This window comes from Haloferula rosea (assembly GCF_016595525.1).
Lineage (GTDB): Bacteria > Verrucomicrobiota > Verrucomicrobiia > Verrucomicrobiales > Akkermansiaceae > Haloferula > Haloferula rosea.
In genome coordinates this window covers 174786-188282 of the sequence record NZ_JAENII010000002.1, presented here as the reverse complement: position 1 = coordinate 188282, position 13497 = coordinate 174786, and the positions used below count along the sequence as shown (strand labels likewise).

Sequence of the window (13497 nt, the reverse complement as noted above, 5' to 3'; positions counted from 1 at the left end):
TTCGTTAGAATCCCCTAGGATGGGGTTCTCAGAAGCCCTTGCCTTCCCCGACGACACAGATCGGATTTCACTCGCACTCTGTGACTCGTTTGATTGAGGAAGGAAAGGCCAAGGAGTTCCTGGTGGAGCACGGTTTCCTGACCCCGACCGGGCGCCTGCCCAAACGCTACGGAGGATGAGAATTCCCGGGCTAGTGCTCGGTTACCGTGGGTAAGACCTTGAGGTGGCGGAGAAGATTCTCGGGGGCGAGACCGAGGTTCGGGAGAGCACCAACTCTTTTGATTGGTTGGGTTCAGGAGCTTATTTTTGGGAGAACAATCCGGCGCGGGCGCTATCGTGGGCAAAACTGCTTGCAGATCGTTCCAAGGGTCCACGAAGAATCAGAAAGCCAGCCGTGATTGGTGCCATTTTGGAGCCAGGCAACTGTCTTGATCTTGCCGAGGAATCCAGCCCTGCCCTGTTGCGGGTCGCCTACGACGGGCTTCACGAAATGTATGAAGAGATCGGAGCCCCGCTTCCAGAGAACGAAGAAGGTTTCAAGGGAGACGGCGACTTGATCAAACGCCACCTCGACTGCGCCGTGGTCAATTTCCTTCACGAATTTCGGGAAGCGCAGGAGCAGAAGTCTCCGTTCGATACCGTTCGAGCCCCTTTCATCGAAGGAAGGCCGTTGTTCCCCGGATCGAAGCTGATGGACAAATGCCACGTCCAATGGTGCGTCCGGAATCCGCAGAAGAGCATCATCGCCTACTTAAGGCCGAGGGATCCTGAGGCCACCGAAGTCTAGGGCGGGCTCAGCGGAATGACTCGATCCTGTCCGCCACTGCCTCCCAAGTCACCGCCGGCGTGGGTTGACTCAAGGGGCCCCGTTCTCGTCAAACAACCCAAGTGCCTCGCTCCAACTGCAGTTGAACGTCGGATTGTTCCTCGTCGATGCCATCGAAAAGATCGGTCGCACCGACCAAGTCACCGACCAAGATATCGCGTCGCTTCTGGTGCCGGAGTGCAAGGTGATCAAATTCATTGGGAATCTGGAAATTTCAGTTTCATACTACCTCGAGCCTCATTCCTGGTTGATAGACCATTCCGTTTTCTCTAATCCAAGACCCCATGAGTTTTGCGTCGTTGCTGCGGATTTCTCGCTCGAAACATCGGTTGCGGTCCTCCGAGGCCGCTGCGAGGCAGTTTCGCGCCCTTAGGGAGGTATTGCCTGTCTCAGGAAAGACGTCGGATGCCGTTCCGCCGTCGCCGGACTACCGCCTTTCATCGTCGCTCTGTCATCGGACGAGCCGATCCAGATGAGGTCGGGTCCATTAGGCCATGAAATCCACAAGAAGCCAGTCTCCTCACTCTGTCGTTGACGCAACCCGAAAAGCCATGGCGAAAAGACCGTCTGTGGCGACAGCCATAATTCTCGATCAGGTCCAGCAAGCGCGTGAGCAAAAAAATAGGCTTTCGGAGGCACGTCGCCTCAAGAAAAAGGATTTTTGAATCTGCAGAAGCGCCATTGGATCTAACATCTCGTGCGCGGGTGGAACCTCGGCACCCGACATCGCCTTTCCGACCGGAAAATGCCCACCAACCCGCCCCATTCCCACACAGGTAGAACCTCGCTTTCGGCTCCAACGATGATGCTCTCTGATCACTGGCTAAACAGACTAGCCTCGCTCAACGTCGCCCGCACGCAGGCTCGCGGCATGGCACCTCACAAGCCACTGATGCTCCTCACAGTCATCGACCTCATTGAGTCCGGAGACGTCCCGGACGGCTGGGTGAAATTCGACGTGCGTCTTGTCTCACGCTTTCGCGATCACTGGGAACTCGTTCTCGAACGCCAGCGCAACCAGCCCGACATTCCGATGCCCTTTCATGCTCTGGGGAGCGATAGCGACCGGGTTTGGTCGCGCTTCACGACCGATGGTGAACCCTCCGCCGCGAAAGCAACCACTCGCTTTTGCTTCCTCGATCCTGAACTTTTTGCTTGTCTCCAGGATTCCGACTTCCGGCGGAAGGCCCGCACCACGCTGGTCACGATCTATTTCACTGCGACCGAGCAGGTCATGCTCTGCGCCCGCCTCGGGCTACCCGTGCCTCGGACCGCGGAGGTCCGCGCATTGAGGGAGCAAGCGGCCGAATATAAAGCCCGACAGAAGAAAGGCCGCGACAGTCGTTTCAAGAGCGATGTGCTCGGTGGTTACTACTTTACCTGCGCCCTCACCGGCTACCGACTCGATACGGAAACCACCTCCATCGTCCAGGCTGCCCACATCCACCAGCACGCCGTCTCCGGAAACGACGATCCCCACAATGGCCTCGCCCTCACGCCCGATGCCCACTGGATGTTCGACCAGGGCCTGTGGACAGCCATCCCGAAAGGCGATGATTTGCTTGTATATGTGGCAACAGGACGCTTTTCGGAGTCTTCTCCGCATGGCCAGAGCCTTGCCGCCCAAAACGGAAAGCCACTATATTTCCACGAACACGCTCGGCTGAGGCCTGCAGCCGAGCACTTTGCTTGGCATACCAAAAAACACCGGCTCGTGATCTGATCCGCCCGCTTTCGGAATTCCCCAGATTTTGCCAATACACCCCACTTCCGGGACAGACAGTTGAGTCGGACATCCCTAGAGGGGAGACGCTGGGTCACGGGGCACCGCGCTCGACCACTGGCGACGAGATGAGATCCCCTTCGGGATCGCGAGTGGAGAGGAGCCCCAATCCGGCGACGTTGCCATGCCCCCTACCCCAAAAAGTCTGTTCGCAATGAACGCACCTCGCCGCTTTTTATCCCGGATGCGGTGGATCTCTTCCAAGGCGCGGACGGCAGCGCTGACAGCGCGGGCACCGATTGAAGCTTCGCGTCGCAACCCAAGGGTCCCGACCGAACCGCTCTTGGCTGGGCCGATGTAGAAGCAATTTTGACCGAGTCCAAAGTCGTTCGGACCAATGTAAAAGTGATTTTGACCGAGTCCAAAGTCGTTCGGACCGATGTGAAAGTGATTTTGAGCGAGTCCAAAGCCGTTCGGACCGATGTAATAGTGATTTTGACCGAGCCCAAAGCCGTTTGGACCGATGCAAAAGCAATATTGCGCGAGTCCCGGGTACCGATGCAGGCCACATTCTCCGGTCTATCGAAGGAGACTCGGTGTTCCTCGCTCTCGGGCCAAGCAACGATGTGGCTGACTCGGAGGAATTTGGGGACGAGGTTTCCAGTGGGACAGCAGCGGTCGCCGCAAAAGGACAGAACGATCACGCGGAAGAAGGCCTGGTGCCTGCGTTCTCATCCTGTCGATCCGGGCACAAAAAAGGCCCCGCATGGGGCCGATTGGAAAGTGGTCGGGGCGGCCAGATTCGAACTGACGACATCCTGCTCCCAAAGCAGGCACTCTACCAGGCTGAGTTACGCCCCGCGACCGCGCGGAATCTCTTCGGTCGCGGCGGATTTGACAAGAGAGAAAGAGAAAAAATCTTACCCTCCCCGCGGACGGCTTGCCAGCCCCCCTTCCCGCACCCAAGCTCCGGCCGTGTCCTACTTGGAAATCCACGATCTCCACACCCACTTTACCAAGAAGGGTGGCAGCATCTTTCGCCCGACCCATGAGACCATTCGCGCCGTCGATGGCGTCACGATGGAGGTCGAGAAAGGCGAAATCATGGGGCTGGTCGGTGAATCCGGCTGCGGAAAATCAACGCTTTCACGCACGGTCATGCAGTTGCTCCGGCCGACTTCGGGGCGCATCGTCCTCGATGGACTTGATCTCACCTCACTCCCTCCTGCCCAAGTTCGACATCACCGGCTGGATTTCCAGATGGTTTTCCAGGACCCCTACGCGTCGCTGAACCCCCGGATGACTGTCTTCGCCACCTTGGCAGAAGCGGTTCGCCAGCGACACCCGTCGATGAAAGGCCAGGCACTCTCCGAGCGCGTCGCTGAAGTCATGAGTATCGTCGGGCTCGATCCCCGCTTTCAGCGGAAGTATCCCCACGAGTTTTCCGGCGGGCAACGCCAACGCATCGCCATCGCCAGGGCGCTTGCACCCGAACCGAAGCTGGTGATCGCCGATGAGCCGGTATCGGCGCTCGACGTCTCCATCCAATCCCAGATCCTCAACCTGCTGAAAAAACTGAGAAAGGAACTTGGTTTGACGATGATGTTCATTTCCCACGACCTCGGAGTCGTACGCTACCTCGCAGACCGCATCGTTGTCATGTATCAGGGCAAGTTGGTTGAACGCGGCGACGCCGAAGAGGTTTTCAGCAATCCCCGGCACGACTATACCAAGAAGCTCCTGGCCGCAATTCCGACCTTCGCCGATTCGGTCTAGTGCAGCCCGCCAAGCAGACTGCACATTATGTTTTTTTAGAAGGAGGGGAATCCAGTCCCTTCGCGAGGTCGGGGAAGGAACGACGGGGTCTTTTCCCAAACTTCTGCGTTGTTCGTCGGTCACGAATCTCGATTCGCTCCCTCCTAACGCCTTGAACTTTGAAAAAACTCCCCATCGCACAATGCACAGTCTGCTTGGCGGACTACACTAGCGTTCGATCTTTTCCACCTCGACGGTCACGGTCATCTCACACTGGCCCGTGCCACTGTAGGTCCCACGAATCGGAGCGACATCTTCGTAGTCCTTCCCGACGGCGACCTTGATGTAGCGTTCATCCGCGAGGTTGCCATTGGTTGGATCAAAGCCAACCCATCCAAGCCCCGGCAAGAACACCTCGGGCCATGCATGGGATGCCTGAGCGCCGACCAGATCATCCGTGGGGCCATTGTACAAGTAGCCGGATGCATAGCGGGCCGGGATCCCGATCGCCCGGCACAGCCCGAGCATGACATGGGTGAAATCCTGGCAGACGCCACGGCGGATCTGAAACGCCTCTTCCAGATGGGTGCTCACACCCGTCGCACCCGCCACGTAGGAGAACTCAGTGTAGATCCAGTCCATGATCCTGTGGCTCTTCTCGAACACGGACGGCACCTCGGATGTGAGGTCGAGCGCTTGGCGCCAGATTTCCGGGTGACGGGAGACATAGCGGCTCTCTTGGAGGAACGGCCACGTCGTCTGCCTGATGTCGGCATCCTCCAAATCGTCAATCGTGGCTTCCCGTGATGCTGACGGAACCTCCAAGACCAGATTCTGGACCCGGATCACACTGGCGATCTCCAGCGTTTGATGCGGCCTCGAGATCTCAAACTGGTGGGTGACGTTGCCGAACAGGTCTTCAAACCTCTGCAAGCGCGTCGCCGGGATCACACGGATGAAGGCCCGGACGGTGCGCTGGAACGGAAACGTTCTCGGCTCCAGATGCAGCAGGTTCGTGCTGTGGTTCGCCGGAATCGCATAGTCAAAGCGGGTCCGATGGCTAACCTGATATTGCGGCCCGTCTGTCACGTGGTTGGAGAAAACGGGATCGGCCGCGGTTTGACAAGCGGCACCCGGGCAATTGCTGCGCAGATCTACTGTTGCTGCTGTTGCATCTGCCATTTGACCACCGAAGAGATCGATGAAGCAGGGATCGATGGTCGCTCATCGATCTGTTCGGGCAGCAGCACGTAGGTCCGGAAAATGGCATCGGCGATGTCGTTGAGTCGTCCCTGCAATCCATCCAGATAGCCATGCAAACCCTCGGCCATCGCATCGTCGCATGATCCGAAGGCCAGAGCCGAGAGCAACTGCCCCGAAGCCCTCTCGGCATCGTCACCAAAGGTGCCCACCGGATTGCCCGAGATCGCATGCAGGCTGGCGTCCAGACGATTGACGCAGAACCGGACCGAGCGGGGAAACTTTTCCGAGAACACGAGGAACTCGGTGATATTCCTCGGTGAGAAACGGCCACGGTATTGGGACCTGAACGCCCCCACCCCTCCGCACGATCGCAGGATGGCCAACCAATGTTCGTCCGCGGTGACAGCAACATCCTTGCTATCCTCAAGGTAGGTCGTGATGTCCAGGAATCGGGTGGTCTTGTCCGCACGCTCGAGGTGCCGGGCCAGGTCCATGAAGTCCCACGCCTCACTCCGCATGGTCGTCGCCGCGGCAATGCCATGGAAGGTGAAGGTCGATCTACGAATCATCTCGTAGTAGCCCGATGGATCACCGGCAAGGATCCGGCTGCTCTCCTCCGAGTTCAGGAACAGGTAAAGACCGTTGAGTTCCTCCCAAAGTTCCTCGGCAAGCTGGTCACGGACCATCCGCGCATTCTCGCGCGCCGACGCGATGCAGGAGACGATGCTGTTCGGGTTGTTTCGGTCTTCCGTCAGGAAATGAATGGCCTCCCTCTGGGTCGCATTCGGATAGGTTTCGTCAAACAACTCCTGATCACCGGTGGCAAGAATGATGGGACGCCACAGCGCCCGGAAGCCCTGGGGATCCACCCGACCGAGATCGAGGATCATTTGTTCGTTCACCTCGATCAATCGAGCCAGATTGTCCGCCCGCTCGATGTAGCGGACCATCCAGTAAAGGCTATTGGCAACTCGCGACAGCATGATGATCTATTCCTTGAGAACCCAGGTATCCTTGCTTCCTCCGCCCTGCGATGAATTCACCACCAGCGAGCCCTTGTTCAATGCCACCCGGGTCAACCCACCGGGCACGATCTTCACATCGCTGCCGTAGATGATGTAGGGTCGCAGGTCGACGTGGCGTCCCTCGAAGCCCGAGTCACACCAGGTGGGACAGGACGAGAGCTGAATCACCGGCTGCGCGATGTAATTGCCCGGGTCGGCCTTGATCTTGTCGGCGAACTCGGCCAATTCGGCCTTGCTCGCCGCTGGTCCCATCAGCATCCCGTAGCCCCCCGATTCATTCGTCGCCTTGACGACCAGTTCCGGCAGATGATCGAGGATGTATCCCAACTCTTTCTTATCGGCACCGAGGTAGGTCGGCACATTGGGAAGGATGGCTTCCTGACCGAGGTAGTATTCGATCATCTTCGGCACGTAATGGTAGACGGCCTTGTCGTCTGCCACGCCGGTGCCGACCGCATTGGCCAGCGCCACATTGCCTGCCCGGTAGGCATTCATGATCCCCGGAACTCCCAACGCGGAATCCTTGCGGAAGACGGTCGGGTCGATGAAGTCGTCGTCAATCCGCCGGTAGATCACGTCCACCCTGACCAACCCCTTCGTCGTCCGCATGTAGACGAAATCATCGAGCACCACCAGGTCCCGTCCCTCGACGATCTCGATGCCCATCTGGCGAGCCAGGTAGCAATGCTCGAAGTAGGCACTGTTGTAGCAGCCGGGAGTCAGGAGCACGCACATGGCGTCGCCCTCCCGGTGAGGGGAGATGAACTCAAGCATCGCGAGAAGTTCGCGCGGGTAGGACCCGACCGACTGCACCCCCATCCTCTCGAACAGCTGCGGGAAGGCCCGCTTCAAGGCATTCCGGTTCTCGAGAAGGTAGGAGGCTCCGGACGGACATCGCCCGTTGTCTTCGAGCACGTAGTAAACGCCGTCGTTTCCGCGGATCAGATCCGAACCGCAGATGTGAATGTAGATGTCCTCAGGGACATCGACCCCGCAGAACTCGGGTCGGTAGTGCTTGGCCCCCTCGATCAGGCTCCTCGGGACCACTCCGTCCTTCAGGATCTGCTGATCATGATAGATGTCATGGAGAAAGAGGTTCAGCGCGATGATCCGCTGGGTGAGCCCTGATTCAAGATGCTCCCATTCCTTTGCCGGAATCACCCGCGGAACCGGATCAAACGGGAAGATCCGCTCAGATCCCTTGTCATCGTGATAGACGTTGAAGGTGACTCCCTGCCGCAGGAAGTGGGCATCGCAGGACTTCCGTCTCGCTTCGAAATCAGCCTCCGCTATGCTGGAAAAACGCTCGAATAGTGGGGCACAGTGTTCTCGCAGCACTCCGTCGTTGCGGAACATCTCATCGTAGAACGGGCCGGTCTGGTAACGGTCAAACATGGGTTGGCATCGTGCCAAGTCAGGTTTTAGCAGACTTTGGGCCAAACCCACGCTTTTCCCGCTTCATCGACGATTGAGCCACGCCCCGGAGCCGTATCGCTCCGCCACGAGTTCCGAGATCCGTGCGGCGGGAGGTGCGATGACTGCATGCTCGACCTGCCCGGAAAGCGCCGCTGCGAACCGTGCCGCCAATTCATCGTCCCCGGCGACCGACAAAGATCCCTGATGCAGCAAACCGTCCTTGGTGCGCCTCTGACCCGCTCCCGAGATCTTCTTCCCCGACCCGTCGCACAGATCATGCTCCACGGGTTGGGAAAAGCAGTCTCCACCGCGGGAAGGTGCGTCGGCAGGAGCGAACACCACCTCGTGGCCTCCTGATTGCAAGGCACTCGCCAGCGCTTCATGGATGACCCGGTAGCTCGCTGCCCCACGTAGCCCCGCCAGACCGTCACGACCGGGATCCACGACCGTGTAGGTCCAATCACGGGCATGGTCGACAATCCCTCCCCCCGTCCACCGACGAACCCAGGACCGATCCGGCGTATGCGCTTCCGCGTCCTTCAGAGGAACGAAAAAACCGAAACTTCCCCAGCCCGGGCTCCAGCGGTAGACCCGAAGGACCGGTGTTTTGACCGTCTCCAGCAGCCACTGATCAATGGCCATGTTTTCAGGGCCACCACGTGGGTCATCATCGATCCAGAGTTGAAGCGTCTCGGTCAAGGGCACACTCAAGCGTGACCCATCCGGTTCGTGAACTCCAAACCCTCGTTCGTTTCCGACATTCCCGCTTGCATGACTGGGTATCCTCACCAATTTCGCCCCATGCCGATCTCACCAAAGCCCGACTGCGCCCTGCTCATCGTCGGTCATGGATCCACCGAAAACCCGGACTCATCGACGCCCTATTTCGACCATGCCGAAGAGATCAGGCAGCGCGGCTTGTTCCGGGAGGTCCATTGCTGCTTCTGGAAAGAGGAGCCTTCCATGCGTGAAGCCCGATACATGATCGATGCGGATGAGGTCTACGTCGTCCCCGATTTCATCAGCGAAGGCTACTTCACCCAGGAAGTCATCCCCCGCGAACTGGGCCTCGAGGGTCCCACCACCGAGCGTCACGGGAAGACGTGGCACTACACGCTTCCCGTCGGAGTGCACTCGTCCATGACCGGATTGATTCTGCACCGCGCCCGGGAGGTCGCCCCCGATGTGGACCCCGCCGAGACCACCTTGTTCATCGTCGGGCATGGCACGGGACTCAACAAGAACTCGACCAAAGCCGTGCGTGACCAAGCCGAATTGATCAAGCAATCCGACGCCGGCTACGCCGAGGTCCTGGATACCTACATGGAAGAGCAGCCCTTCATCGCCGATTGGGCGGACATCGCCAAGACTCCCCACGTGGTCGTGGTCCCCTTCTTCATTGCCGACGGCCTCCACAGCTATCAGGACATCCCCGTTCTGCTCGGCTTCGAAGCCGACGAGGGCGAGGCCGCCAGCCAGCGGGATGTATTCCGCCAGAATCCGTATCACCTGCGGGGCAAGACCCTCCATTATTCGTCAGCGATCGGGACCGAGCGCCTGATGGCCGACGTCATTCTCGATCAAGTATCAGATTTCGACACCAAGCACCGCGCATGATCACGGAGAAACTCATCGATGCCATCGCACAAGGCATCCGTCAGATTGGTCAGATCGCGATCCTCCCAGATACCCGGGAAGCGGCCTACGCACTTTGCCACCTGGATGATCTGGAGAACCTCGACGGGCTTGAGGTTCATCGCGATCCCGCCACGGCCCGTGACCTTTCCACCTGGGCCGAGGACGGACACTACCGCTTCACCAAGGGGGAGCTCAGTCTCAAATCCGGCTGGTTGATGCTTTTGGACGATGCCGATTCGCTCAGGCAGGCCCTTGATCTGTTCTATCCCGCTTCGCTGGGACTGTGGCTCGCCAACGAATCCGGAGAACTCGAAGTCGAGAACCTCCGTGACAAGTTGAATCGCCAGACGGGGATGTACAAGTTCGCCCGCAACATCAATGATGAAGGTGCCCAGCATCTCGTGCAGACCGTCTGCGGCCCGGCGAATTGCTGCGTGAAGAAGATCCTCTGGCAAATCGATTCAGACACGCCCCTCGAAGACAGCGAGGCGAGTCGCTTTGACGGCACCCTGGACACCGGACGCCCTGCGATCCCCCTTCTCTGTCGGGAAGCCTGCAACCACTTCGTCGCGGAGTGTCGCAAGGAATCCAAGAAACAGTTCGAGGCGCAGTCCAAGCAGTGACTCAGTCCTCGCCGACGACCCGGACTTTGTCTGCCTGAAGGAAGCGCTGACATCCCGCTTCCGTATCGACCCACAACTCCCCTCCGTCACCGATTCGGAGGACGCGCCCCCGATGCATCCCATCGCTGGCCTGCAGACTCACCGTCTTGCCCGACAAAGCGCACCTTTCGCGCAGCCTCACGATCAGATCAGTAAAGTCCGAATCGATCCTCTGCGACCAGCCGTTCAGCTCCGCGAGAACAACACTCAGGACATCTTCGGGCGGCACATCCCCGCGGCCTTCCAGCTGCATCGAGGTGGCGACTCCGTCGAGCTCACCACCGAACCCGGCCTGACGAACGTTCAGTCCGATCCCGACGATTGCCATGTGTTCCGTGGCTTCCACGAGAACCCCACAGAGCTTTCTTCCCCGGATCAGCACGTCGTTCGGCCATTTGACCTCAGCCTCAAGCCCGAGCATCGACAGCGCCTCCGCGACCGCCAGACCCGTGGCGAGTGCCAGCCTCGGCCAGAGCGCGCGGGGGGCAGCAGGCTGAAGCGCCACGGAAAACGTCAGGCTTTCACCCGGCGTCGCCACCCACTCGGCTCCGCGGCGGCCCCGTCCTGAGGTCTGACTCTCCGCAAGCAGAACCGACCCGTGCACCGGTGCTTCGCGCCGCTTGAGCTCGCTGTTGGTCGAATCAATCTCGTCGACCACCTCGAGTGTCCATCCGGCCGGCAGCGCCACCCCTGACCAGTCCAACGCCATCTACGAGACTTCTAGTTCCACAAAATCCAGAGCCAGGTCAAGGGCCATGACCGAATGCGTGATGGCTCCCACCGACACGAAATCCACCCCGGTTTCCGCAATCCCCTGCACGGTTTCCAGCGTCACCCCGCCACTGGCCTCAAGCAGCGGTCGCGGGTGATCACCGCGCAGGGCCACCGCCTTTCGCAATTCCTCAAGGCTCATGTTGTCGAGCAGGATGTGATCCACCCCCTCCAGCGCAAGGAACGCCTCGACCTGCTCGAGTTCATCAGCTTCCAACTCAACCTCCACCTCGGGATGCGTTTCCTTCAGGCGGCGAATGGCATCCTGAAGGCTCGCCGGATCATGCTCCGCGACCAGGTGATTGTCCTTCACCATGGCCCGATCGTAGAGCCCCATCCGATGATTCGTGCCGCCGCCGGCCAGCACCGCCGCTTTTTCCAACAGACGCCAACCCGGAGTGGTCTTCCGCGTGTCCAGAATGCGGGCGGATGTCTCGGCAACGGCATCGACGTAGCGCCGGGTTGCGGTCGCCACACCGGATAGCCGTTGGAGAAAGTTGAGAGCCGTCCTTTCGGCCGTCAGGATTCCGCGCGCCGGACCATCGGCGATCAGCACGTGGGCCCCCGCCGAAACCCGGGAGCCATCGGTCAGAAGCACTTGCACATCGATCGCCGGATCTACCCGACGAAAGACCTCAGCCGCGACTTCAACGCCGGCCAGACAACCTTCCTCACGAGCGACCAGTAGTGCCCTGACCTGGCGGTCCTCCGGCACGAAATACTCGGAAGTCACATCACCCGGTCCGATATCCTCGGCCAGGGCAGCATCAATCAGGGCACTTGCAGCGGCGTCCACCCGCGCAGGCTAACGGGTCCCCCGAAAGCCCGCAACCCACAAGCGTGCTCTAGCTCAAACGCAACGGGGGGACGAAGCCAAAGCTCCGTCCCCCGTCAAAAAAACGTGTCGTGAACCGCGGCTCACTCAGCCCCGTAGCCTTCCGCCGCGGAGCCGTCGTCGTTGAGCTTGCCTGTCACCCACAGCAGTCCGCGGGTTACGAGGTCGAGGTAGGTGGGTTCCGCGATCGTCTCGTTGTGGTGCCCCACCGTCGTTCCGAATACCTTGGTTCCGTTGAACTCATTCACCCAGACACACGGTTGCTTCTTCTGACCGTTGTCACCCTCGATGAGAACGGTCGCCGTATCGTGCACCTTCTTGATGTTGTAGAGTTCCCCTTGGGGCGTCTTCCATGAGGCGGGAAAACCCTTCACCACCGGGTGATCCTTGACCTTCGGAGTCATCGTAATCGCGGCCTTCGGACCGTGATTCGGTGATGTCACACCGAGGAACTGCTCCCAGGCATCGGTTTTCGCATCCCAGTGGTACGAGTGCATCGTGCAGTGCAGGGCGACGGCGGGAAGCCCGGCCTTGTGCGTGCCGGTGACCGACTCGATGTAGGCCACATCGGTCTCACGAGCGAAGCAGATGTTGTAGAGCACCACGTCAAAATCCTTCTCCCAGCCCGCCTTCTTGAGCTTCTCGAACTGGTGTTTATGACCCTTTCCGCCCTCGTGCAGGGTCGTGAATTCCACCTTGGTCCGCTCACCCACGCCCGTGGCGAGGATGTCCTTCTGCGCTTCGTAATCGTGGCAGCACCCACCCGTGAGATGGAGAACTCGGACAGGCTTGGCATCCGGGGCGGCTTGGAGCGTGGCAGCAAGGCCGAACGCGGAAAGAATGGGAATCAGTTTCTTCATCAGAGAGAGTTTGAGATGTCCCCTACCTACGCGTCCACCACCGAGTTCATTCAAGATCGGAGAATTTCTCCATGGCACACCCGGGTGGACAGCCGGATCATTCGCCCCCATGCTCCGCCCGTGGCCGCCGTCCCGTTTCGCCCGAGATCCCCGCTCTGCGACAGCACTGCCGAAGAACGCGCCTCCATGTGGAGCCACGCGTTCGGAACCGCCCTCGCGATCAGCTCCCTGGTCATCATGGTATGGGTCGCCGGAGCAAGCCCCATCCGTCAGGTCGCGGCATGGATCTTCGGCTCCACGCTGATCCTCCTTTATGGGGCATCCACGATCTACCATTCCTTCACCACGCCCCGGCTGAAGTCGTTTTTCCAGGTCCTGGACCACGCCTGCATCTACCTGCTCATCGCCGGTTCCTACACACCCATCACCCTGGTGGCCCTTCAGGGCGCGTGGGGATGGTCGCTGTTCGGCATCATCTGGGCTCTGGCTTTCGCCGGGGTGTTCCTGAAGGCCACCATGCGCAGTGACCGGGAAAACTGGTGGTCGACCGGGCTCTACCTCCTCATGGGCTGGCTCGTCGTGGTCGCTGCGAGGCCACTGTTGGATTCCGTCCCCGGTCCGGGCATCGCCTGGCTTGTGGCCGGTGGGCTTTGCTATTCCCTCGGAGTGGTCTTCTTTGTGTGGCGCTCGCTGCGTTTCAATCACGCCATCTGGCACCTGTTTGTCCTCGCGGGTAGCGTGTGCCACATCGTCGCCACCATCTTCTACATCCTGCGCTGAACC

13 protein-coding genes and 1 tRNA gene are annotated in these 13497 nt (G+C 59.7%); 6 read left to right on the top strand and 8 right to left on the bottom strand.

Annotation, left to right across the window (positions count from 1 at the left end):
- Positions 1 to 394: 394 nt before the first annotated feature.
- Together JIN81_RS02820 and JIN81_RS02815 are read left to right on the top strand one after the other, a co-directional pair.
- Positions 395 to 787: a hypothetical protein gene (locus JIN81_RS02820; RefSeq protein WP_200276111.1), complete on the top strand. Its 393-nt coding sequence runs from the start codon at positions 395 to 397 to the stop codon at positions 785 to 787.
- 910 nt (positions 788 to 1697) lie between these two features.
- Positions 1698 to 2549: an HNH endonuclease gene (locus tag JIN81_RS02815; protein WP_200276109.1), complete on the top strand. Its 852-nt coding sequence runs from the start codon at positions 1698 to 1700 to the stop codon at positions 2547 to 2549.
- Positions 2550 to 3333: 784 nt separating this feature from the next.
- Here JIN81_RS02815 and JIN81_RS02810 read toward each other — a convergent pair.
- A tRNA-Pro gene (locus JIN81_RS02810) sits at positions 3334 to 3410 on the bottom strand.
- A 114-nt stretch (positions 3411 to 3524) separates the two neighbouring features.
- On the opposite strand from JIN81_RS02810, the gene JIN81_RS02805 reads away from it, so the two are divergent.
- A complete protein-coding gene (locus JIN81_RS02805) occupies positions 3525 to 4325 on the top strand; it encodes an ATP-binding cassette domain-containing protein (RefSeq protein ID WP_325100832.1) in 801 nt (266 codons plus the stop codon).
- 207 nt (positions 4326 to 4532) lie between these two features.
- Here the strand turns inward: JIN81_RS02805 and JIN81_RS02800 are convergent, their stop codons facing one another.
- The 4 genes from JIN81_RS02800 to JIN81_RS02785 all read right to left on the bottom strand — a co-directional run bounded on the left by JIN81_RS02800 (position 4533) and on the right by JIN81_RS02785 (position 8647).
- Positions 4533 to 5393 (bottom strand): transglutaminase family protein, encoded by an 861-nt coding sequence (locus JIN81_RS02800; protein WP_200276107.1) that lies wholly within the window; start codon positions 5391 to 5393, stop codon positions 4533 to 4535.
- A 65-nt stretch (positions 5394 to 5458) separates the two neighbouring features.
- A complete protein-coding gene (locus JIN81_RS02795; protein WP_200276105.1) occupies positions 5459 to 6490 on the bottom strand; it encodes an alpha-E domain-containing protein in 1032 nt (343 codons plus the stop codon).
- Between the two features lie 6 nt (positions 6491 to 6496).
- Positions 6497 to 7927, bottom strand: coding sequence for a circularly permuted type 2 ATP-grasp protein (locus JIN81_RS02790; RefSeq protein WP_200276103.1), 1431 nt, complete (start codon positions 7925 to 7927; stop codon positions 6497 to 6499).
- Between the two features lie 63 nt (positions 7928 to 7990).
- The gene (locus tag JIN81_RS02785) at positions 7991 to 8647 is read right to left on the bottom strand and encodes a lipoyl protein ligase domain-containing protein (protein WP_200276101.1); all 657 of its coding nucleotides are present in this window, start codon (positions 8645 to 8647) and stop codon (positions 7991 to 7993) included.
- A gap of 102 nt (positions 8648 to 8749) precedes the next feature.
- Here JIN81_RS02785 and JIN81_RS02780 point away from each other — a divergent pair, with 102 nt between their 5' ends.
- Together JIN81_RS02780 and JIN81_RS02775 are read left to right on the top strand one after the other, a co-directional pair.
- Positions 8750 to 9565 (top strand): CbiX/SirB N-terminal domain-containing protein, encoded by an 816-nt coding sequence (locus JIN81_RS02780; RefSeq protein ID WP_200276099.1) that lies wholly within the window; start codon positions 8750 to 8752, stop codon positions 9563 to 9565.
- A complete protein-coding gene (locus JIN81_RS02775; RefSeq protein ID WP_200276097.1) occupies positions 9562 to 10209 on the top strand; it encodes a DR2241 family protein in 648 nt (215 codons plus the stop codon). The genes JIN81_RS02780 and JIN81_RS02775 overlap by 4 nt, the downstream gene beginning before the upstream one ends.
- Before the next feature lies 1 nt (position 10210).
- Here JIN81_RS02775 and JIN81_RS02770 read toward each other — a convergent pair whose 3' ends face one another.
- From JIN81_RS02770 to JIN81_RS02760, 3 genes are all read right to left on the bottom strand, one after another.
- On the bottom strand, positions 10211 to 10957 hold the full coding sequence (locus JIN81_RS02770) for a biotin--[acetyl-CoA-carboxylase] ligase (RefSeq protein ID WP_200276095.1): 747 nt from the start codon (positions 10955 to 10957) through the stop codon (positions 10211 to 10213).
- Positions 10958 to 11815, bottom strand: a complete 858-nt coding sequence (nadC, locus tag JIN81_RS02765; RefSeq protein WP_200276093.1) for a carboxylating nicotinate-nucleotide diphosphorylase — start codon at positions 11813 to 11815, stop codon at positions 10958 to 10960.
- A 122-nt stretch (positions 11816 to 11937) separates the two neighbouring features.
- Entirely contained in the window at positions 11938 to 12714 is a 777-nt protein-coding gene (locus JIN81_RS02760) for a ThuA domain-containing protein (protein ID WP_200276091.1), read from the bottom strand.
- Positions 12715 to 12729: 15 nt separating this feature from the next.
- On the opposite strand from JIN81_RS02760, the gene trhA reads away from it, so the two are divergent.
- Entirely contained in the window at positions 12730 to 13494 is a 765-nt protein-coding gene (trhA, locus tag JIN81_RS02755; RefSeq protein ID WP_234044423.1) for a PAQR family membrane homeostasis protein TrhA, read from the top strand.
- Positions 13495 to 13497 lie beyond the last annotated feature (3 nt).

What these genes read in the sequence shown, in the direction of transcription:
- JIN81_RS02790 (WP_200276103.1), bottom strand. Translation starts at nt 7,927, where the DNA reads ATGTTTGACCGTTACCAGACCGGCCCGTTCTACGATGAGATGTTCCGC.
- JIN81_RS02795 (WP_200276105.1), bottom strand. Translation starts at nt 6,490, where the DNA reads ATGCTGTCGCGAGTTGCCAATAGCCTTTACTGGATGGTCCGCTACATC.
- JIN81_RS02760 (WP_200276091.1), bottom strand. Translation starts at nt 12,714, where the DNA reads ATGAAGAAACTGATTCCCATTCTTTCCGCGTTCGGCCTTGCTGCCACG.
- JIN81_RS02815 (WP_200276109.1), top strand. Translation starts at nt 1,698, where the DNA reads ATGGCACCTCACAAGCCACTGATGCTCCTCACAGTCATCGACCTCATT.
- JIN81_RS02770 (WP_200276095.1), bottom strand. Translation starts at nt 10,957, where the DNA reads ATGGCGTTGGACTGGTCAGGGGTGGCGCTGCCGGCCGGATGGACACTC.
- JIN81_RS02780 (WP_200276099.1), top strand. Translation starts at nt 8,750, where the DNA reads ATGCCGATCTCACCAAAGCCCGACTGCGCCCTGCTCATCGTCGGTCAT.
- JIN81_RS02775 (WP_200276097.1), top strand. Translation starts at nt 9,562, where the DNA reads ATGATCACGGAGAAACTCATCGATGCCATCGCACAAGGCATCCGTCAG.
- trhA (WP_234044423.1), top strand. Translation starts at nt 12,730, where the DNA reads ATGTCCCCTACCTACGCGTCCACCACCGAGTTCATTCAAGATCGGAGA.